Below are 20118 nucleotides of genomic sequence, written 5' to 3'. Positions count from 1 at the left end.
GAGAACCATGTCTGATCCCGAACACAGAAATGACTCTGCCGCGGAACCTTCGCCGCGTGCCGTGGACGACGGTATCGGCGTGGCAACAGAGGAGTTCAGAATTTCGATGCCAATCGGGATCGGAGCTGTCTTGGCTGCTCTGGCTTCTTTGGCCACGTGCTATTCCGGGATTCTACTGACCTATTTGGTTGGTTATGAAGCGCTTTCCATAAACCCTCATGTGCAAGCGGTGCTCATGTGGGTGTTTGCATTATTGGCGGTTAGTTTCTTATGGAGAGACCGGAAACGGCATGCCAAGGAGCTTCCACTCGTCCTCGGAGGGATTGCTGCCGTCATCCTGATTGTCACGCTGTACTTCGGCTATGACGAACGTGTCGAAGCGCTCGCCTATGTGCTCTTGGTGATCGCGGCTTTGCTAAACCAGAACTTTATACTCGATGCTTTGAACCACACGGTTCGCAACCAGACACATGAAATAGAGGCATTGAACGAAAGACTGACCGAGAAGGTAAAGCGCCAGGAAGGCGAGATTGACAGGCTGGCACGACTCAAACAATTCCTTGCTCCTCAGGTTGCGGAGCTTGTCGTAGAAGAAAATTCTGACGAGCTTCTTAAAACTCATCGTCGATACATCGCTTGCCTATTCTGCGACATCCGCAATTTCACGGCGATTTCCGAGGCGATTGAGCCAGAAGATGTCATCACCCTTCTCCAGCATTTCCACGATGAAGTCGGTCATTTAGTTGCCCAACACAAGGGAACAATCGGATACCGAGCCGGAGACGGATTGATGGTGTTCTTCAATGATCCGGTGCCCTGCGATCAGCCCGTTCTGCAAGCCGTGCGGCTGGCTAAAGAAATAAGCGAAGCCTTCGAAGGAATACGAGCACCCTGGCAGAAACTCGGGCACGCGATGGGTTTGGGTATTGGGATCAGTAGTGGTTACGCGACGCTTGGGCTTATCGGGTTTCATGGTCGCGCCGACTACACCGCAATCGGTGGTGCTGTGAACACCGCATCTAGGCTTTGCGATTTTGCCAGCGACGGGCAGATCCTATTAAACCAACGGGCGCTTCTAGACATAGAACAACATGTGGAGACCGAAGAACTGGGGGAACGGGAACTGAAGGGCATCGGTAGCCCTGTGCAGATTTTTCGCGTTATCAGTCTCTTTGATCAAGCAAAGTGATGCTCTCTCTTGTTAGGACTTCAATCGTTCATTGTTTTTTGAAGGTCCGCTTAGGGCTGAGGGCAGTCATTTACTTGGAGTACAGAGATGGACGGTTATGATCCCTGCGTTAAGCCAACTATCCCTCTGCTGTTTCAATTTTCCAAGCCGCTAGCAGCCTCGGAAGCACAAGATCCCAATCCATAACACCTGTCTGTTTGGCCCAGTTATTGTATTGACTAATCAAGCCCGCCTCCAATTCGGCGTTGCTCCCTCTCAAATCAGTCAACTCCGTGCGATCCGCTTCGATGTCATAGAGTTCCCAATCTTGCCCATGCTGCCTGACAAGTTTGAACTGACCCAGCCGTACCGCCGAATTTCCTTCATGTTCGAAAAAGATAGGCTCTTCTCGTGTCCAATCCTTGCCGCGGAACAGGTCCATCAACGACTGCCCTTGCATAGGCTGAATTTCGTGACCACCAACCTCACTTTGGTACTGGCATCCTGTTGCCTCTAAAATAGTGGGTAACACATCAACGACATGACAGGCGGCGTGCGCGTTTGCTTCTGAGGCAAACCCATTGGGCCAATGCGCTATTAGCGGCGTCGATATGCCGCCTTCATGAACGTAGTGCTTGAACAACCGAAACGGCGCATTCGAGACATTCGCCCACGGCTTGTCGTAGCTCTGATATGTCTGGGCATCGCCCGGCATAATGTCGGGGCGGTTTCCCATTTCAATGGGGCGGCCGTCATTTGTAGTATCCGGGAAAAATTTTGCCCATCCGTCTTCCGCCATGAATTCCGCGCAGCCACCATTGTCAGACAGGAACAAAATCAAGGTGTCTTCAAACTGCCCCAAACGCTTTAACGCAGCGATAAGTCTACCGATAGATTGATCCATCCGGTCTACCATCGCAGCATAGGTGGCCATCTTTCGTGCCTCCCAATCGGTATTGTGTTCGGCCTCCCAGGGGTGAACGGCAACATCACGTGGAGAAATTTTCCAGTTCTTCTGAAACAGGTTCATGCTGTTCATGGTTTCGTGCCGTGCGGTACGGATTGTGTCCCAACCGCCTGAATACACCCCGTCATAGCGAGCGATGTCCTCGGGATGGGCATGCAGGGGCCAATGTGGTGCAGTATGCGCGAGATAAAGAAAAAAAGGCTGGCCGTCGGGTGTTTCCTCGATCATTTCAATTGCTTTGTCCGTGATTGCATCTGTGAAATAGAAGTCATCCGGGAATGTCATGACACGGCTGTCATCTTCGAGCATGTAATGCGGCGAGAAGAAGTGGGTGACGCCATCGACGATCCCGTAGAAGCGATCAAACCCGCGCTGTCTCGGCGTCGGATGCTCAACATCTCCGACCCGCCAGCTGTCGACTTCGCGCGCCATGAAGTCACCGGCGACATGCCATTTGCCGGACATCAATGTCCGATAGCCACCTGCACGTAGGTGTTCCGCTATGGTGGCGCTGTCATTACGTAAAAACCCCTGGTATGCGGGCGTACCCAGGTCGGCCCCCATGTGACCCACGCCGGCGTTGTGCGGATACAACCCGGTCAAAAGAGATGCCCGCGTCGGACAACAGCGAGCGCAGTTATACATTGCTGTAAGCAGCACACCATCTCTTGCAAGGCTATCGATATTTGGAGTGCGTATTTCCGATCCGGTGGCACCCAAATCTGCAAAACCCAGATCATCGGCCAGGATCAGTATCACATTCGGTCGTTTTCTTGTCGGCATTTGGGGGCTCCATTGCTGCACTTATGAGCTTACCTCATTATCGGTGATGATCTTGCCTCCAAGCGACGCGACGATAGTGGGGAGAGGGAGGTTGACGACCACGGCCGTCGGCACAGAGGCTTCGAGAGCGAGAATGGAAACGGCTCCGGAAGCGCGTCGCGGATATTTGAGCGAACCGCTGTGTCGCAAAGCGACGTGACCTACTGTGTGACCCATGGTAGTGGCCCAAAGAAAGGGCACTTCATGACAGCGGAACAAAAACTACATAACCCGACAGCTGGTATTGCGTTCGTACTGATCGGAATATTGGCGATTTCTATCAATGATATGCTGATCAAATTCCTGTCTGGCGGTTACCCCTTGCACCAAATGGTGTTTACTAGATCGTTGATCGGGATCGGGTTCAGCTTTGCCCTTGTCCAGATGGAGGGCGGTTGGCGCATCCTGAAAACCGATCAGCCGGGACTTCACCTTTTGCGGGGACTGCTGATTGTCATTGCCAATCTGACATTCTTTACGGCTCTGGCGGTAATGCCGCTGGCAGAAGCCACCGCTGTTTTCTTCGTAGCCCCCTTGATGATCACATTGCTGAGTATCCCATTGCTTGGCGAAAAAGTTGGGCCGATGCGGATTGGCGCCGTGCTTGTCGGATTTTTGGGCGTAGTGATCATGACTCGCCCATGGGAGGCCGGTGGAGAGCGTGAAGTTGGTCTGTTGATGTATGCCCTGCCGGTTCTTGCTGCTTTCACTTATGCCCTCAACAACGTGCTAACCCGTTTTCTTGGCGCAAAGTCCAAGGCCTCAGCAATGGCTGTTTACATTCAGGCGTGCTTTATCGTTGTCAGCCTGTTGTTCTGGTCAGTGGCAGGGGATGGGCGTTTTGCGAACGAGTTCGAGAACGAAAGCTTGATCTTTTTACTGCGGGCTTGGGTTTGGCCCGAAGGGTCTGACCGTTGGTTGTTTATCGGCTTAGGATTCAATTCTGCAATCATCGGGTATTGCCTTGGCCAGGCTTACCGCATGGCAGACGCAGCTACAGTGGCACCGTTTGAATATGTCGGTCTTCCCATGGCCATTTTCTGGGGATGGGTCATCTGGGGCGAGCTCCCAAACCTGCCTGTCGCTATCGGTATCGCACTGATCTTGGGGTCAGGATTGTTTGTCTTTTTGCGTGAGCGTCAGAAAAAGAGGCATGTCGTTACTGAAAAGAGAGTGCACCGTCGGTACTAGGTGCCAAATCGAATCTGGCTAAATCCCGCCCAACAATACCTTGGGATATTGAATATCAATCGTAATTGAGCGCTGATGAATCTTGTAGTTAATGAGATGAGAATTTTGATGCGATACACAGTCATTCTTGCCGCGCTATTTATTACCGCTTGCGGCAAGGAACCCGCAGAGCCAATTACCCGACTTTATCCCGGTGAGACCCCTGAGCTGCGTCTGATGATCGACGAAACTGCGGATGCAAACGGTGTGCCGAGGAGCCTGGTACACCGTGTGATCCAACGAGAAAGCGATTATCGTCCCAATGCTCGAAATGGCCCATACTACGGCCTGATGCAGATTCTGCCTGCGACAGCGCGCCAGATGGGATTTCGCGGACAGCCTTCCGACCTCTTGGACGCTCAGACCAACCTGACATACGCCGTGAAATACTTGCGCGGAGCTTGGATGGTTTCAGATGGAAACGAGCCCGAAGCGGTCTTGTGGTATGCACGTGGGTACTATTACGAGGCGCGAAACAGATGCATGCTTGTGGCCACCGGGCTTAGGGATACTGAGGTACGAAAGTACTGCGGCTGAAGCCCTTTCCACAGGAGCTAGATACAGCTTCAAATTAACCGTAAAGAAGCTCCTCCACACGAATTTCCTGAATGAAATCAAGGGAAGGAATGCAGTGTTATGCGCCCCCCTACATCTAGTTGTAGGTGCGCCAAAACCTCGAAGAAAATTGGCAGGAGCTCCCTAAGAGGAAGGGACAGTTAGATGCCCGACGCTCGCATCGGCTGCAATTCATGCAAGCGACTGATACATTTGAGAAGTTCAAAGCATTGTAGAAGGGTCTCGCTGAACACAAAGCTTGTCTTGCTTACTTGGAGGAACAAAAAAGAAAACTCGAACTCGGGGTGGCAGCCGCACGCGAACTGCGCGAAATCGAAAGAAATCGAGGGCGAGTCGCGAGTGATCTATGGCAATTCAATTAGTTGTGGCAGGCTACATGGCCTCTAACGTATGTGCGAGGCCATTTCGAATATGATCCACTAGCAGCTTTTTGGCTGTATCCGCGTCTCTGGCCAAGGCGGCATTGAACATGCCTTTATGCTCCTCGACGGCTTCTTCGCCGCGATAGGTTAGTACAAGCATTTGATAGCGCAGGTATTTATCGTAGATGATCGAGTGCAGCGTCAGAAGGTTCCTGGAGTTGCACGCCGCGATCATGGCTTGGTGAAACTCCCAATCATACCGTTTCCAGGTTTCTTTCTCAGAGTCATCTCCCTTTAGCAGCTGCTGTTCCATCAGGTGCAGCTTATGGTGCGCGGCGACAAGGTTGCCTTCCCAATCCGTGTCGCCGTTTGCGATCGACAATTCCAATGCGTGGCATTCCAACAGGGCGCGCAGCTCTGCGATCTCGGTCAGGTCTTCACGGGAAACTGGCGTAACCAGAAATCCTCGCTGCTCGGGAGCTTCGACAAATCCGTCGCTGGCGAGCCTGTTCAGCGTTTCACGAAGCGTCGAAAGGCTTGCCGAATACCGCTCTTTCAAAGCGTCCAGCTTAAGTTTCGAGCCGGGTTTCAACTCTCCGAAAATGATATCCCGTTTGATGCGCTGATACGTGCTTGCACCTATCGTAGACGGCTGCTTCGCCATGCATTTCACCCGATATTCTTGGTTTCCTCGTTCATCTATCATTTTTGAAGGTCATCAGCAATCCAAACTGATGTATGGTAAAAATAAAAATATCATACATTATTGCGGAATCGGAAAAACCCCAATACGGTCGTGTTCAAATTGGGCGTTGCAGCCTAGTCGCAAACATCGGATCCAGAGCTTTTTTGGATCCTCCGGAAGGAACCAAAGTGCCTCAGAACTTTCGCATTGCCATCGTCGGCATTGGCCTTGTTGGGCGTCGCCACGCAGATGCAATACGTGCGTTGCGTAATGTCGATCTTGTTGCATTTGTCGATCCCAGCGACGAAGGCCGCGCGTATGCTGATGAACATGGGGTCGCGTTTTACGAGACTCTTGAAGAAATGTTCGCCAATCAGACCCCGGACGGCGCTGTGCTGGCGACCCCAACGACACTTCATGTCGAGCAGGGCCTCACGTGCATACGGCACGGTTGCCCCATACTCGTGGAAAAGCCGATTGCCGTAGAAGCTGCTGCGGCACTAGAGCTTGTTCAAGAGGCGGAGAAGGCAGACGTACCGCTTATGGTTGGACACCATCGCCGGTACAATCCACTGATCAAATCGGCCAAGGAGGCGATCTCTGATGGGCAGATCGGTGATGTTCGTGCAATCCATGCGAATTGTTGGTTCTATAAGCCCGACGAGTATTTTGACACTGCGCCCTGGCGAAAGAAACCTGGCGCGGGACCCATCTCGGTTAATCTTGTCCATGACGTCGATCTTCTGCGGCATCTGGCCGGAGAGGTCGTAACCGTTCAGGCGCAATCGGCTGCATCGCAGCGCGGCTACGACAACGAGGATGTTGCTGGCGCGTTGCTGACGTTCGAAGGCGGAGCCATTGGCACCATAAGCGTGTCTGACAGCATCGTCGCGCCTTGGAGTTGGGAGATGACGTCTCAGGAATATCCAATCTATCCATCAACCACTGAAAGCAGCTACATGATCGGTGGCTCTCATGGGTCGCTATCCGTCCCTGACCTCCGGCTCTGGAGCTATCGGGGTGAGCAAAGAGATTGGTGGACCCCCATTTCGTCCACAGCGCTCAAGAAGGGCGCCTCAGACCCTTTGGTTAATCAACTTAGGCATTTTGTTGAAGTGGCCCGGCACGAAGCCGAGCCTATTGTGTCGGGATGGGAAGGTTTTAGAACGCTTCAAGTCATTGAGGCTATTCAGAATTCTTGCAGAACAGGCGAAACGATCAGGATAGAAAGGTTTCAGCAAGCACCGATCGCAAATGTTTCGGTTGTATAAAATATCAGATATTTTGTAAAAAATCTTGCAAAATGTCCAAAATAGGTCAAAACTTGGAATCGTCAAAAAAGAAGCATCAATGATGTCTCAGGGAGGAAAAAAGTGACTTTCAAACTTACACGCCGGGCTGCTGTGTCAGCCCTGGTCGCCACCGGTGTTCTGTTCAGCGCAACAAGTGCAGCGCTGGCGCAGGATAAAGTGCAACTTCGCCTCGCAACCTCGGGGTCGGAAACCGATCAGCGTTCGGTTGCCATGGCCGAGGTTTTCGCGCCGATGGTCGCCGACTTCGCGAGTTATGAACCCAGCTATAACGGCACCATCTTTGCACAAGGTACCGAGTTGGACGCGATCAGCCGCGGCAACCTGGAAATGTCGATTACCTCGGCGCAGGAACTGGCGCAGTTCTTCCCAGAGTTTTCGATCTTTACCGCAGGCTATGTCCATCAGGATGCAGCGCATCAGGTCGCCGTTTTCAACGATCCCTTGATGGACGCCTTCAAGCAGAAGGCCGAAGAGGAACTGGGCGTCAAATTGCTGTCGGTCATGTATCTGGGCCGTCGCCAGGTAAACCTGCGCCAGCCCAAGGATGAACTGACGGTTTCGACGCCAGCCGACTTGGATGGCGTGAACCTGCGGATGCCGGGCACCGATGCATGGCAGTTCCTGGGCAAGGCGCTGGGCGCGGCTCCAACACCTATGGCGTTCTCCGAAGTCTATACCGCTCTGTCGACCGGTGCTGTTGACGGTCAGGACAACCCGCTGCCGACCGTTGTGGACGCAAAGTTCTACGAAGTGACCAACCAGATCGTTCTGACGTCACATCTGGTGGACCTGAACTATATTGCCATCGGCAAAGAGGTTTGGGACAGCCTGACCCCTGAACAGCAAGCTAAGGTTCAAGAAGCTGCAGATGCAGCTGCTGAATCGGGTCGCCAAAAGCAGCTTCAGAAAGAAGAAGATCTTGTAAGCTTCCTGAAAGAGCAGGGCATGGAGATCTACGAACCCGATCTCGCAGCGTTCCGCGATCAGGTACAATCCATGTATCTGGACAGCGAATTCGCCGGTTCGTGGCCCGAAGGCGTTTTGGATAAGATCAACGCTCTGGGCAACTAAGCCTGCATTGCAAGGGAGGGAGAACCGCAATGAAAGACTTCATAAAGGGGTTCTCCCGACTGACCGAAGCGATTGCCGGCGGGATGCTGGCGGCAATCTTCCTGATATTTCTGCTGCAAATCCTGCTGCGGTACTTCTTTACCCCTGCAGGATGGACGTTGGAACTGATCGGCATCCTCTGGGTTTGGGTAATCTTTTTCAGCTGCGCTTTCATCGTGCGCGAGCGGGATCACGTAAAATTCGACATTATCTATCTGTCTGTGCCCCGACGCGTCCGTCAGGTCTTTGCGATGCTGGCAGCCGCGGCAATCGTGGTCGGGATGCTCTACAGCTTTCTGCCAACTTGGGACTACATCGACTGGATGAAAATCCGCAAGACCGCGACCGTTCGCAATCCCTTCTCGGGTGAGAAGATACCTCTGCGCACCGTTTTTTCGATCTATGCCGTGTTCATGCTGGTCGTTGCTGCGCGGTATGCTTGGCTGTTCTTTGACATCATGCGCAACGGCCCACCAAAAACCGAACTTGAAATGGTTGTGGGATACAACGTGGTCGACGACCACCCTCGCGTTGACGTGGAAGACGACGAGGACGTAAGCAAATGAGTTTTGAACTTCTTTCATGCCTGCTAACCCTTTTTGTTCTGGCAGGCATCGGGACCCCTATCGGCTATTCCATCCTTTTGGCGTCACTGATGTATCTGGGTGTCGCTGGTCTTGACGTCGCGCTGGCGGGTGAAAAAATCCTGCAAGGTTTCTACAAAAGCACGATCCTGCTTGCCGTGCCTTTGTTCATAGTCGCGGCCAATATCATGAACGCGGGGTCGATCACCGACCGCTTGCTGAACTTCTGCGTCGCTGCGGTCGGGCGGTTCAAGGGCGGCCTCGGGCACGTCAACGTGGTTGCGTCGTTGATTTTCTCAGGAATGTCTGGCTCGGCTGTCGCGGATGCTGCCGGGATCGGCAAGATCATTATTGAGATGATGACCAAGGATGGCCGTTACAGCCGGGGCTATGCCGCCGCAATCACTGCGGCGTCGGCCACCATCGGTCCGATCATTCCGCCCTCGATCCCGATGGTTTTGTACGCGCTCGTTTCCAAGGCGTCTATCGGGTCGTTGTTCCTTGCTGGTATTCTGCCGGGCCTGATCATGGGCGTCGTTCTGATGGCGATGAACTACTATCTGGCTGGAAAGCGAAACTTTGCCCTGGAAGAACCCATTCCCCTGCGCGAGTTGCCCGCAAAAACCGCGAACGCATTTCCGGCGCTGTTGATGCCCGCGATCCTGCTCTACGGTATCTACGGGGGTGTCACCACACCGACCGAGGCCGCCGCCGTTGCTGCATTCTACGCCCTGCTACTGGCAGCGTTCTTCTATCGCGCCCTGTCGTTCCGTGGTCTCTATCAGGTCTTCGTTGACAGTGCCCGTTCGTCGGCAGCCGTTGGGGTAGTCATCGGCGGCGCGTTCATTCTGAACTTCATCGTCATTCAAGAGCAGATTCCACAGTCGATCTCGGCCTTGCTGGAGGGTTCGGATGTTAGCCCAATTGTGTTCCTGATCCTCGTAAATCTGCTGATCCTCGCGCTGGGTTGCGTGTTGGATGCGACGACGATCATTCTTGTGATCGTGCCCCTGTTCATTCCAACCTGCGAAGCGCTTGGGATTGATCTGGTGCATTTCGGAGTATTGGTCGTCGTAAACTCGATGATTGGTCTGATCACACCGCCCTACGGAATTCTACTCTTTGTGATCAACGCCGTGACGGACATTCCGCTGCGTGAGATCATCTCGGAAATCTGGGCCTTCCTGGCGGTGCTTATCTTCGCCTTGATAATCATGATGCTGATGCCTGATCTGGTTCTGTGGTTGCCGCGCATGTTTGGGTACCAGGGCTAATGTGCCTGTCGGTATCGACAACATCCATCCCCGGCGATTTGGCAGAGAAACTGCATGCCATCGCCGGGGCAGGATTTGACGCGGTTGAACTGCATGAACCGGATTTGACTGCCTTTGACGGGTCACCATCGCAAATCCGGGACATTGCCTCAGACCTCGGGTTGAAAATCTGCCTGCTGCAGCCGTTCCATAACCTTGAAGGTCAATCTGGCGGCGGTCGACAGCGCGCCTTTGATCGGCTGAAGCGCAAACTCGATCTGATGGGCGAGTTGGGCACAGAACTGCTGCTCATTGGGTCTGCCTTTGAGATGGACGCCGACGCCACCGAAGATCAGGTGATCACGGACCTCGGGGAAGCGACCGAGATTGCAAAGGCGATGGGGGTACGTCTGGCCTATATGGGCTTGCCCTGGTCCGACCTCATCCACTCGGACGCACAGGCGCTGCGGATTGTCGAGGCGATTGACAGCCCGCATTTCGGGTTGGCCTTAAACTCCTTTTTCTCGCTGGCTGACGGGTCCAAGCCCGCGCGCCTTCGAGACATTCCCGGAGAGCGCCTGTTCCATGTGCAACTGTCCGATGCACCCCGGCTTGAAATGGATATCCGCAGGCTCAAGCGGCATTTCGGGCTCTTGCCGGGGCTTGGATCGCTGAACCTAGCGGGCTTCGTACGGGTGCTGTCCCGCGCCGGATACACGGGGCCTTGGTCCATTGCACGTGTCAACGAAGCAGCGCCGGAACCCGGTGGTCAAACGCTGGCGCGTGACTGTTACAGATCGCTGGTGAACCTCTTGGATGAGGTATCCCGGACCGAGCCGGGAACCGACTTCGGCATCTCGGATCTACCGGAACGCGTCTATGCGTCAGGCTTTGAGTTCGTCGAATTTACAGCGGATGAAACAAGCGGCGCGCAGCTGGCAGACATGCTGTCAGCAATGTGTTTTCGAATGGAGCGAAAACACGTCACCAAGTCCGTCGAGCTGTGGCGGCAGGGCGCTATAAACATCGTTGTGAATACCGAAAAGGAAGGTTTTGCCCATTCGGCGTTCCTGGGCCATGGTCCCTCGGTTTGTGACATGGGATTGCGCGTCAAAGACGCGGATCAGACGGTTCAGCGCGCGACCGCGCTGGGCGCTCCTGATTTCTCTCAGCCGGTGGGGACCGGAGAGTTGGATATCCCAGCCATCCGAGGTGTCGGTGGCAATGTCGTTCATTTCATCGATGAGAAATCCGATCTGCATCGGGTATGGGACATCGAGTTTGAGCCGGTTGCGAAAACCAAGGCGACCCAGCCTGCTGGTCTGCGCCGTATCGACCATCTGGCACAGACCATGCGCCATGATGAGATGCAAAGCTGGCTGCTTTACTACATTTCAACTTTTGAGATGGCAAAGTCTCCTATCGTGAACGTCGCCGACCCGTCCGGCGTCGTGCAAAGCCAAGCTATTGAAAGCCCCGAAGGCGAACTGCGACTGAACCTGAACGGGGCCGTAGGGCGGCGAACTCTGGCGGCGTCTTTCCTTGAAGATGGATTTGGGGCCGGTGTTCAGCACATCGCTTTCCAGTCGGACGATATTTTTGAAACGTCGGATCAGTTGCGTAAATCAGGCTTTCCCAGTTTGACGATCCCAGAGAACTACTACGCCGATCTGCAAGCGACCTTCGGATTGGATGATGATCTGATCGCCCAACTGCGCGAGGGCAACATTCTCTACGACCGGGCAGCGGGTGCCGAGTATTTTCAGATATATAGCCGCCCGATATTTAACGGCTTCTTCTTCGAAATCGTTGAACGCCGTATGGGCTATGCTGGTTATGGCGCGCGCAACGCGCCCATTCGCCTTGCCGCGCAAAGCAAAACCCAGACGATGAAAGAGGTGCAAACATAATGACGAGCGATGAAAAAGCGGTGCGCCAATGGTGGCGCACCTCCATCATCGACATGAAGCCCGGCCAGATCGCGTTTCGTGGAAATCCCATCGAAGACCTGATCGGGAATGTTACCTTCCCTCAGATGATCTGGCTGATGGTGCGGGGCGATCTGCCCAGCGACGCACAAGCGCGCCTGTTCGAGGCCGCTTTGGTCGCAGGCGTGGATCACGGTCCACAGGCCCCCTCAATCGCGGCTGCGCGTATGGCGGCCACTTGTGGGGTAGGTCTAAATAATGCGATGGCGACTGCGGTGAACATGCTGGGCGATGTGCATGGCGGAGCAGGCGAACAATGCGCCGAGCTGTACTATGATATCGCGGTTCGCATGGATGCGGGAGCTTCGCTGAATGACGCTGTTCGGGACGGCTTGGACAGCTGGCGCGAGACGTACGGCAAGATCGTCTCGGGCTTTGGCCACCGTTTTCACAAGCCTGTCGACCCACGCGCACCACGATTGATGCAACTTGTTCGTGATGCGGCGACAGAAGGCACAGTTTCTGGCCGGTTTGCCGATATCGGAGAAGAGGTTCAGGCCGAACTCGGCCGACAACGTGGCGGTCGACCCATCGCCATGAATATCGATGGCGCGACAGCCGTGATCTTCTGCGAACTTGGCTTTCCCGCGCCCCTGTCGCGGGGCCTGTTCTGCCTGTCCCGCTCGGTCGGAATACTTGCCCACGCTTGGGAGCAGATGAACCAGGGTGGCCGCAACAAAGGACCCATGCCCCCGAATTACTTACCCCTCTACGAAGACAGGAATGATGATACGTGAGACATCGAAATCCTTCCGGGTCGGCCTTATCGGCTGTGGTCGTATCAGCGATATCTATCTAAAAACATTATCGAAATTCTCTAGCGTCGAGGTCGTGGCGTGCGCAAGCCTTGATCCTTCGGAAAGCCGCGCCAAGGCGGATCAATACGGCATCGCCAACGCCTGTACACCGGATGAGGTGTTCAACGATCCGACAATTGATTGCGTTTTGAATCTGACAATTCCAGCCGCGCATGCGGAAATCAGTTTGCGCGCGTTGGAGGCGGGCAAGCACGTCTATTCCGAGAAGCCGCTGGTTATGAATCGAACGGATGGTAAGGCGATCCTGCACATGGCCTCTGAAAATGGGCTACTGGTCGGTTGCGCGCCCGACACATTTCTGGGCGGTCGCTGGCAGACCGTTCGGCGCTTGATCGACGAGGGTGTAATTGGCAAACCCACAGGGGTTTTTGCCCATGTCGGTACCCACGGGACGGAGCGCCATCATCCCAACCCGGATTTCTATTACCAAGCGGGCGGAGGGCCCTTGCTGGACCTTGGGCCATACTATTTGACTGCCATGATCTGCTGTCTTGGACCAATTGACCGTGTCGCCGGAATGGCGCGGCGGACATTTGACCAGCGGATGATCGAAAACGGCCCGCGCAACGGCGAATGGATGGATGTCGAGGTCAACACGCACTCCTTAAGCCTGCTGCAGTTCTCTTCCGGAGCCATAGGGTCGATGACCATGAGCTTCGACGTTTGGGACAGCGAAACGCCACGGTTCGAAATCTATGGTGAAAACGGCACCATCAGCATTCCTGACCCTGACCCGGTTCATGGAGCTAACATCTTTCAAGGGGATGTCTGGCTGAAAACGGGGGACACCTCTCGCTGGTCTCATCAACCTCGTCCAACCGGTCGAGAAGACTGGCAGGTGGTCGAGAACAAACACGGGTTCAATGAGGACAGCCGCGGGCTCGGCCTTTTGGATCTGGCCCTGGCGGCACAAGAAGGACGCCAACCCCGCGCAAGTGGAGCGCTTGCCTACCACGTTTTCGAGGTCATGGACGCAATCGAACGGGCGCCGAAATTCGGCGCCTATCAGACGATAGAAAGCCGTTGCGCGGCACCCGCGCCTCTGCCGGTCGATTTCCTATTGAATGAAAGGAAGGAGCTGGTCCATGCCGGTTGAGACACTCGACTTTGCCCAACCATTCTTTCGCGTCCAGCACATTACTGATGAAGACAGAATGTCTGTCGAAGGTCGTGCAATTGTTTTGAACCTTGGGGAACGCGACCTTTCGGTCGTGGATCAGAACGTTGCACCGCTTTCGTCTGTCATCGTGCAAGACAGCACGCTTAGCGGCGTGGAACGTTCAGTCATTGTCCACGGTTTCGACGCCCATGTCGATGACAACGCGCTGTTCGCACGGGTGAAAGATACATGGCCATCTGCCTTTGATGTTCGCCAAGAAGAGCGTCTGCGCGGTGTCAGCCACTACATGTCGCCAAAGGTCTTCGTGGGTAACGTCGGACTGACCATGTACCATTCCGGCTCGGTTCCACTGAATGTCGGATTGCACAAGGATCATCCGTTCTGCCCGGTTCCGGGGTTTCGCGAAGTGCATACCCAGATCGTAGGCTTTGGCAAAATGCAGCAATGCCGAGAACGGGACGTTGAGACGCTTTATCTCGAAGAGTTCATGGCCCCGGGCACGACGCACAAGCCGATTTATGACGCCGATGGCAACTATCCCTGGCATCAGTACGAGACGATTACGCCCAGCATCTTCATGGCGGTGGAAATACTGCCCGACGGCGCACGGGCCCCGGACATGGAGGTTCAGAATGGCTGAGCGGCTTCTACCCGAAGACCTGAACTTCGACGGCCCTTTCCCTCGGTTGTCTCGCCGTTTGCGGCTGGGCGTTGTTGGCGGAGGGCGGATCTCTGTCACGCAAGCAACGGCCGCGCGGATGACCGACCGGTGGGAGGTCACCGCAGGTGCGCTCAGTTCTGACGCCGCGCGAAGCAAGGCGCGCGGGGCCGATTGGTTCCTGCCGGCAGACAGGTGCTATGCGTCGTTCGACGAGATGGCACAGGCCGAGGCGGCGCGCCCGGATGGTGTGGATGCGGTGATGATCACCACCCCGAACCACGTTCATTTCGACGCGGCCAAAGTCTTTCTGGAGGCGGGCATAGACGTGCTGTGCGACAAGCCCCTGACCAACGAAGTCGCCGAGGCAGAAGGGCTTGAGGGGATCACCGCGCGCACGGGGCAGGTCTTTGCCGTCGGCTATGCGATGTCATGTTTTCCGGTCATCCGGCAGGCCAAACAAATCGTGGCCGAAGGCGGCATCGGTAAAATCAACCAAATCCACGTCGAGTTTATGCAAGACTGGATGACGCCCGAAGATGTGGCTGATGCGCCTCATGTCAAATGGCGGCTGGACCCAAAGATTTCTGGCCCGACCAGCTGTGTCGGCGATATCGGCACCCACGCCGCGCATCTCGCCAGTTTTGTCTCGGGCCTGCCCTTGACCAACCTAAGGGCCGAGTTTCACGTCTGCGGCGCGCCAAAGCCTTTGGAAGATACGGTGTTCATGTTCACCCGTTACCAAAATGAAGTTCCGGGAACCCTGATGGCAACCCGCCTTGCCCCCGGAAATCGGGGTGGGTTGCGCCTGCGCATATTCGGGAACGAAGGAGGCCTCGAGTGGGACTTGGAGAACTCGGAGCAGCTGAAGTTCAATCGGTTTGGTGAACCGGATCATATCATCAGCCGAGGTCACGGGCATGGCATCGGCCCCGGCGCGGAACGTTTGATCCGAACCGCGCGCGGCTTCCCCGAAGGGATTATTGAAGCCTGGGCTAATCTTTATACTGAGTTCGCAATGGCAGTGGCCGCGCGCCGGGATGGCGTCGCGATTCCGGCCGATTGGCTGACCTATCCCAGTGTCGATCAAGGCGCAGACGGTGTTCGATTCATTGATGCCTCCGTGCGCTCTCACCAGTCCGGAGGCGACTGGGTCACTATCTAAAGCTTTGCCAATACGAAGGTTAAGCACGCCCGGGCTATTGCCCGGGTATTTTCATTTCCTGCTCAGTATTAAAAGTTGATATTTTAAAAAATATCAGATATTTTTTACTACGTGTGATGAATTTTAGATTCGCAGACACGTGGAGCTGTCGTTCATGGTGAAACCCGAAGAGGCTGGCACAAGCCCCTCTCTCTATTCCTTGGCGCATCTGACGCTGATTGGCTGTACGCCGCCCGAGCTGGTCTATATCGCCGCGCGGGCCGGTTACGATGCCGTCAGTCCCCGGTTCATTCCGATGCATGTGCCCGGAGAATTCACCCAATCCCCGATCGACAAGGCGCAGGTGCAGGCCACCAAGACGGCTCTTTCGACAACCGGCCTAAAAGTCCTTGATGTTGAGATTGCGCGCATCACCGAAGACGTGGACCCGCGCGGCTTTGAGCGCTCGTTGGAAATCGGCGGCGAACTCGGCGCCAAACGCATGATCATGAGCGCGTGGACCAACACCCGCGATGATCGTGACTTTCTTATCGACGTCTATTCTGAGACCTGCGAACTGGCCGCGCCTTACGGGATATCTGTGGACCTTGAGTTCCCAAGCTTCTCCCGCTTGCGCACTCTGGATGAAGCACTGGATATTGTCCGCGCCTCTGATCAGCCGAATGGCGGTATTCTGGTCGATACGCTTTATCTGCACCTAAGCCGAGTAGATCTCGGGGAGCTATTGCACGTCCCTTCGGACCTGTTTCACTTCCTGCATATCTCCGACTGCTTGCCCGGCATCGCCGACACGCGCGAGGGCATGATCCAACTGGCCCGCGATGCACGGTTGTACCCCGGCGAGGGCTGGATCGACTTCACCGGCATCATCGAACGGATGCCACCCGTCGACTATTCCATCGAACTACCCAACCAAAGTCGCGTTGCCGAGTTGGGGTATGAAGAACACGCGCGTCGCTGTCTCAGCCACGCCAAGCGAACATTCGGCGAGGCGCGGTCACAGCGCCGTATGCCCGATGCAGCAATTCCAAAACACCAAGAGGACTATCATGGGCAAAGAGCTCACTGAAAACGACCGCAATATGGCGGCCGATATGCTGGCACGCGCCCGCGCTGCCATGGCCGAGATCGAGGATTGGGATCAGGGCAGGCTGGACCGCCTGTCTCAGGCCATTGCGTGGTACGCAGGAAACGAGAAAACCTTCACGCGTCTAGCCCAGCAAGGCGTGGACGAGAGCGGTATCGGAGATCGTGCGGGACGTCCAGCAAAGCGGTTCAAGATTCACATGGTGCTGCGCGATGTCCTGCGCACGCCATCGACCGGTATCGTCGAAGTCGACGAAGAAAAGGGCCTGGTTAAATATGCCAAACCTGCCGGTGTGATCGCGTCTCTGATCCCGATGACCAATCCTGCGATGACACCACCGGTGACCGGCGTTTCCGCCGCCAACGCCCGGAATGCCGTCATCTTTAGCCCGCACCCGCGAACAGCGCATACCACTTATGAAATGGTCGAAGTCATGCGCGCGGCTTGTCGCGCTGCAGGGGCCCCCGAAGACCTGTTCCAGTCGATCCGCAAACCATCGATCCCATTGACGCAGCACCTCATGGAGATCTGTGACCTGACTCTGGCAACGGGTGGCAAGCCCATGGTCAAAGCAGCCTACAGCTCGGGACGTCCTGCCTATGGCGTCGGTGCGGGCAATTCGTCCATCGTCATCGATGAGACCGCCGATCTGGACATCGCCGCGCAGAACACTCGCATTTCTAAGACTTCCGACTTTGGGTCTGGCTGTTCGGCTGACGGCAACATCATCATCCAGCGCTCGGTCTACGACGATATGGTCAAGGCGCTGGAGGCCGAAGGCGGATACCTGTGTTCGGACGAAGAGAAGTCGATGCTCGAAGCGGCCATGTGGGACGACAAAGGCAACCGCACCTTCCCGACCATCGCCTGTCCGCCTCAGCAAACGGCCAAGGTCGCCGGGTTCTCGATCCCGGATGATCGCAAGTTTCTGATGGTTGAAAATCAGGGGCAAATAGGGCCGCAGCACAAGTTCTCCAAGGAAAAACTGACCACACTGATGGCGCTCTATCACTTCGACACATTCGATGATGCGCTGGAAACGGTCAGCCAGATCTACAACACTGGTGGCAAAGGTCACTCCTGCGGCATCTATAGCCACAATGACGATCACATCGATCGGTTGGCGCGCTTGGCTCCGGTCAGCCGCATGATGGTGCGGCAGCCTCAGTCAAAGGCCAACGCAGGTGCCTGGACCAATGGCATGCCTATGACCAGCAGTCTGGGTTGCGGCATCTGGGGCGGCAACATCACCAATGAAAACGTCACCATGAAACACATGATGAACTACACCTGGGTCAGCCGTCCGATCCCCGAAGATCGCCCCTCGGAGCCGGACCTGTTCGGTGAATTCTACGGACAGGAGGTTGCGTGATGGACGCAAGCAAGCTGGAAGGCAAAACCGTCGCCGAACATATCGTTGATTTTCTCGAACGCCGTGAGGTCAAGCACGTTTTCGGCCTGTGCGGCCATACGAATATCGCGGTTCTGGCCGCGCTGGCGGAAAGTCCCATTGATTTCGTCACAGTACGACACGAACAAATCGCCAGCCACGCGGCGGATGCATATGCCCGCGTGACGGGCAAGGCCTCGGTGGTCTTGTCTCACCTCTCCCCGGGTTTGACCAACTGCGCCACCGGGGTCGCCAACGCGGCGCTGGACTGTATCCCTATGGTCGTGATCGCAGGTGACATTCCCACGCATTACTACGGCAAACATCCGCATCAGGAGGTCAACCTGCACGCGGACGCCGCCCAGTGGGAGATCTATCGCCCCTTTGTTAAACGTGCGTGGCGCGTTGATCGGGCCGATCTGATGGCCGAAATCTTGGAAAAGGCGTTCCATCTGGCTGAAAGCGGTCAGCCCGGGCCGGTGCTGGTCAACGTGCCGATGGACATCTTCTCCGAGGTGATCCCCTCGGACAGCTTCGACCGTATCCGCGACAACACGCGCACGCTCAAGAAGCCGTCAATTGACGATGAAACCGCGCGTGAAATCATTGAAGCACTCGCGCAGGCCGAAAACCCCGTCGCTTATGTCGGCGGGGGTATCCTTCTGGCACAAGCTAGTGAGGAATTGCGCGAATTCGTTGAACATATGGGGCTGCCCGTTGCGCATTCACTGATGGGTAAAGGCGCGTTGCGGGACGACCATCCGCTAGTGTTAGGCATGACCGGATTCTGGGGTACCGAATTGGTCAACCAATCTTGCCTGAACGCGGACTATATCTTTGCCGTAGGCACAAGGTTCAAAGAGGCCGATTGCTCCAGCTGGTATCCCGGCTACACGTTCAACATTCCCGGATCTAAAGTCATTCACATCGACATCGAACCGCAAGAGATCGGCCGGAACTATCCCACCGAAATCGGTGTCGTTGCGGACGCCAAGGCCGCGTTGCGCGTCCTCAACCGGGTTGCCCGCGAGATTTATCCGAGCGGTTTCAAACGCCCCGCGCTTGAACAGAAAATTGCTGAATTCCGGACTAACTTCAAAGAGCGCAACTTGGAAATGGCGACCTCATCTGCCTTTCCGATGATGCCAGAGCGTATTCTGGCGGATACCCGTAAGGCACTGCCTGAAGATGCGATCATCACCACTGACGTTGGATGGAACAAGAACGGAGTAGGGCAACAGTTCGATATCCTGACTCCCGGCTCGATCCTAACACCGGGCGGGTTCGCCACGATGGGCTTTGGACCTCCGGGTGCCATCGGCGCGAAGCTGGCGGCACCTGATCGGGTGGTGCTTAGCCTGGTCGGCGATGGTGGGTTTGGTCAAAACCCGTCAATGCTGGCAACAGCTGTCGAACTTGATCTGGGCATCATCTGGCTTGTGATGAACAACAACGCGTTTGGGACCATCGCAGGACTGCAAAAAGCGCATTACGGCCTGACCTATGGAACAACCTTCCCTGGATCGGCCGAAGCACCCGCAAACGGGCCGGGCTATGCCGACATAGCGCGGGCCTATGGTGCAGAAGGACACAGGCTCAGCGCTGCTGACGAGTTGTTGCTCGCATTGGAGGCGGCAATCGCCAGTGGCAAGCCAACGGTTTTGGATGTCCCGATGATCAACAACCCAACGCCAACAACCGGACATTGGAACATCTTGGATATTTATTCGCCGGACAAAGACGTTTCTCACGTCGCGACATAAATAGGCTGCGCGCAGCACACTCCACTGAAGGTTTGGTTCGCGCAGTTCTAATATGATTT

Annotated in this window: 17 protein-coding genes; 15 read left to right on the top strand and 2 right to left on the bottom strand. The window is 55.4% G+C overall.

Annotation, left to right across the window (positions count from 1 at the left end; genetic code table 11):
• Positions 1-7: 7 nt before the first annotated feature.
• Positions 8-1189, top strand: a complete 1182-nt coding sequence (locus ACR0JR_RS21795) for an adenylate/guanylate cyclase domain-containing protein (protein WP_480458128.1) — start codon at positions 8-10, stop codon at positions 1187-1189.
• 118 nt (positions 1190-1307) lie between these two features.
• On the opposite strand, the gene ACR0JR_RS21790 is transcribed toward ACR0JR_RS21795, so the two are convergent.
• Complete coding sequence (locus ACR0JR_RS21790) at positions 1308-2918, bottom strand: arylsulfatase (RefSeq protein ID WP_480458127.1); 1611 nt, start codon at positions 2916-2918, stop codon at positions 1308-1310.
• A gap of 243 nt (positions 2919-3161) precedes the next feature.
• Between ACR0JR_RS21790 and ACR0JR_RS21785 the strand changes: the two genes are divergently transcribed.
• Positions 3162-4148: a DMT family transporter gene (locus tag ACR0JR_RS21785; RefSeq protein WP_170547144.1), complete on the top strand. Its 987-nt coding sequence runs from the start codon at positions 3162-3164 to the stop codon at positions 4146-4148.
• Positions 4149-4256: 108 nt separating this feature from the next.
• On the top strand, positions 4257-4724 hold the full coding sequence (locus ACR0JR_RS21780; protein WP_480458126.1) for a transglycosylase SLT domain-containing protein: 468 nt from the start codon (positions 4257-4259) through the stop codon (positions 4722-4724).
• A 411-nt stretch (positions 4725-5135) separates the two neighbouring features.
• Here the strand turns inward: ACR0JR_RS21780 and ACR0JR_RS21775 are convergent, their stop codons facing one another.
• Entirely contained in the window at positions 5136-5789 is a 654-nt protein-coding gene (locus ACR0JR_RS21775) for a GntR family transcriptional regulator (protein WP_480458125.1), read from the bottom strand.
• A 209-nt stretch (positions 5790-5998) separates the two neighbouring features.
• Between ACR0JR_RS21775 and ACR0JR_RS21770 the strand changes: the two genes are divergently transcribed.
• The 12 genes from ACR0JR_RS21770 (at position 5999) to ACR0JR_RS21715 (ending at position 20059) form a co-directional block, all read left to right on the top strand.
• Positions 5999-7081: a Gfo/Idh/MocA family protein gene (locus tag ACR0JR_RS21770; protein WP_480458124.1), complete on the top strand. Its 1083-nt coding sequence runs from the start codon at positions 5999-6001 to the stop codon at positions 7079-7081.
• Positions 7082-7183: 102 nt separating this feature from the next.
• Positions 7184-8194: a sialic acid TRAP transporter substrate-binding protein SiaP gene (locus ACR0JR_RS21765; RefSeq protein WP_480458123.1), complete on the top strand. Its 1011-nt coding sequence runs from the start codon at positions 7184-7186 to the stop codon at positions 8192-8194.
• 29 nt (positions 8195-8223) lie between these two features.
• On the top strand, positions 8224-8799 hold the full coding sequence (locus ACR0JR_RS21760) for a TRAP transporter small permease (RefSeq protein ID WP_480458122.1): 576 nt from the start codon (positions 8224-8226) through the stop codon (positions 8797-8799).
• Complete coding sequence (locus tag ACR0JR_RS21755; protein WP_170473842.1) at positions 8796-10091, top strand: TRAP transporter large permease; 1296 nt, start codon at positions 8796-8798, stop codon at positions 10089-10091. The genes ACR0JR_RS21760 and ACR0JR_RS21755 overlap by 4 nt, the downstream gene beginning before the upstream one ends.
• The gene (locus ACR0JR_RS21750) at positions 10058-11980 is read left to right on the top strand and encodes a bifunctional sugar phosphate isomerase/epimerase/4-hydroxyphenylpyruvate dioxygenase family protein (protein ID WP_480458121.1); all 1923 of its coding nucleotides are present in this window, start codon (positions 10058-10060) and stop codon (positions 11978-11980) included. Before ACR0JR_RS21755 ends, ACR0JR_RS21750 begins: the two co-directional genes overlap by 34 nt.
• Entirely contained in the window at positions 11980-12795 is an 816-nt protein-coding gene (locus ACR0JR_RS21745; protein ID WP_480458120.1) for a citryl-CoA lyase, read from the top strand. The genes ACR0JR_RS21750 and ACR0JR_RS21745 overlap by 1 nt, the downstream gene beginning before the upstream one ends.
• Positions 12785-13972 carry a Gfo/Idh/MocA family protein gene (locus tag ACR0JR_RS21740; protein ID WP_480458118.1) on the top strand — a complete coding sequence of 396 codons (1188 nt, stop codon included), beginning with the start codon at positions 12785-12787 and terminating at the stop codon, positions 13970-13972. Before ACR0JR_RS21745 ends, ACR0JR_RS21740 begins: the two co-directional genes overlap by 11 nt.
• A complete protein-coding gene (locus ACR0JR_RS21735; RefSeq protein ID WP_480458117.1) occupies positions 13962-14636 on the top strand; it encodes a hypothetical protein in 675 nt (224 codons plus the stop codon). The genes ACR0JR_RS21740 and ACR0JR_RS21735 overlap by 11 nt, the downstream gene beginning before the upstream one ends.
• On the top strand, positions 14629-15819 hold the full coding sequence (locus tag ACR0JR_RS21730) for a Gfo/Idh/MocA family protein (protein WP_480458115.1): 1191 nt from the start codon (positions 14629-14631) through the stop codon (positions 15817-15819). Before ACR0JR_RS21735 ends, ACR0JR_RS21730 begins: the two co-directional genes overlap by 8 nt.
• Before the next feature lie 154 nt (positions 15820-15973).
• Entirely contained in the window at positions 15974-16888 is a 915-nt protein-coding gene (locus tag ACR0JR_RS21725; RefSeq protein ID WP_480458113.1) for a sugar phosphate isomerase/epimerase family protein, read from the top strand.
• Entirely contained in the window at positions 16869-18278 is a 1410-nt protein-coding gene (locus tag ACR0JR_RS21720; protein ID WP_480458111.1) for an aldehyde dehydrogenase family protein, read from the top strand. The genes ACR0JR_RS21725 and ACR0JR_RS21720 overlap by 20 nt, the downstream gene beginning before the upstream one ends.
• Entirely contained in the window at positions 18278-20059 is a 1782-nt protein-coding gene (locus ACR0JR_RS21715) for a thiamine pyrophosphate-binding protein (protein ID WP_480458110.1), read from the top strand. Before ACR0JR_RS21720 ends, ACR0JR_RS21715 begins: the two co-directional genes overlap by 1 nt.
• Positions 20060-20118 lie beyond the last annotated feature (59 nt).

This window comes from Ruegeria sp. AA3, assembly GCF_056542905.1.
Note: the sequence above shows the minus strand (reverse complement) of the source record. Positions and strands in the feature narration are given on the sequence as shown.

Excerpts from the sequence above, each read along its gene's own strand:
- ACR0JR_RS21795 (WP_480458128.1), top strand. The coding sequence starts at position 8 with ATGTCTGATCCCGAACACAGAAATGACTCTGCCGCGGAACCTTCGCCG.
- ACR0JR_RS21790 (WP_480458127.1), bottom strand. The coding sequence starts at position 2,918 with ATGCCGACAAGAAAACGACCGAATGTGATACTGATCCTGGCCGATGAT.
- ACR0JR_RS21785 (WP_170547144.1), top strand. The coding sequence starts at position 3,162 with ATGACAGCGGAACAAAAACTACATAACCCGACAGCTGGTATTGCGTTC.
- ACR0JR_RS21780 (WP_480458126.1), top strand. The coding sequence starts at position 4,257 with ATGCGATACACAGTCATTCTTGCCGCGCTATTTATTACCGCTTGCGGC.
- ACR0JR_RS21775 (WP_480458125.1), bottom strand. The coding sequence starts at position 5,789 with ATGGCGAAGCAGCCGTCTACGATAGGTGCAAGCACGTATCAGCGCATC.
- ACR0JR_RS21760 (WP_480458122.1), top strand. The coding sequence starts at position 8,224 with ATGAAAGACTTCATAAAGGGGTTCTCCCGACTGACCGAAGCGATTGCC.
- ACR0JR_RS21755 (WP_170473842.1), top strand. The coding sequence starts at position 8,796 with ATGAGTTTTGAACTTCTTTCATGCCTGCTAACCCTTTTTGTTCTGGCA.
- ACR0JR_RS21745 (WP_480458120.1), top strand. The coding sequence starts at position 11,980 with ATGACGAGCGATGAAAAAGCGGTGCGCCAATGGTGGCGCACCTCCATC.
- ACR0JR_RS21740 (WP_480458118.1), top strand. The coding sequence starts at position 12,785 with ATGATACGTGAGACATCGAAATCCTTCCGGGTCGGCCTTATCGGCTGT.
- ACR0JR_RS21735 (WP_480458117.1), top strand. The coding sequence starts at position 13,962 with ATGCCGGTTGAGACACTCGACTTTGCCCAACCATTCTTTCGCGTCCAG.
- ACR0JR_RS21730 (WP_480458115.1), top strand. The coding sequence starts at position 14,629 with ATGGCTGAGCGGCTTCTACCCGAAGACCTGAACTTCGACGGCCCTTTC.
- ACR0JR_RS21725 (WP_480458113.1), top strand. The coding sequence starts at position 15,974 with ATGGTGAAACCCGAAGAGGCTGGCACAAGCCCCTCTCTCTATTCCTTG.
- ACR0JR_RS21720 (WP_480458111.1), top strand. The coding sequence starts at position 16,869 with ATGGGCAAAGAGCTCACTGAAAACGACCGCAATATGGCGGCCGATATG.
- ACR0JR_RS21715 (WP_480458110.1), top strand. The coding sequence starts at position 18,278 with ATGGACGCAAGCAAGCTGGAAGGCAAAACCGTCGCCGAACATATCGTT.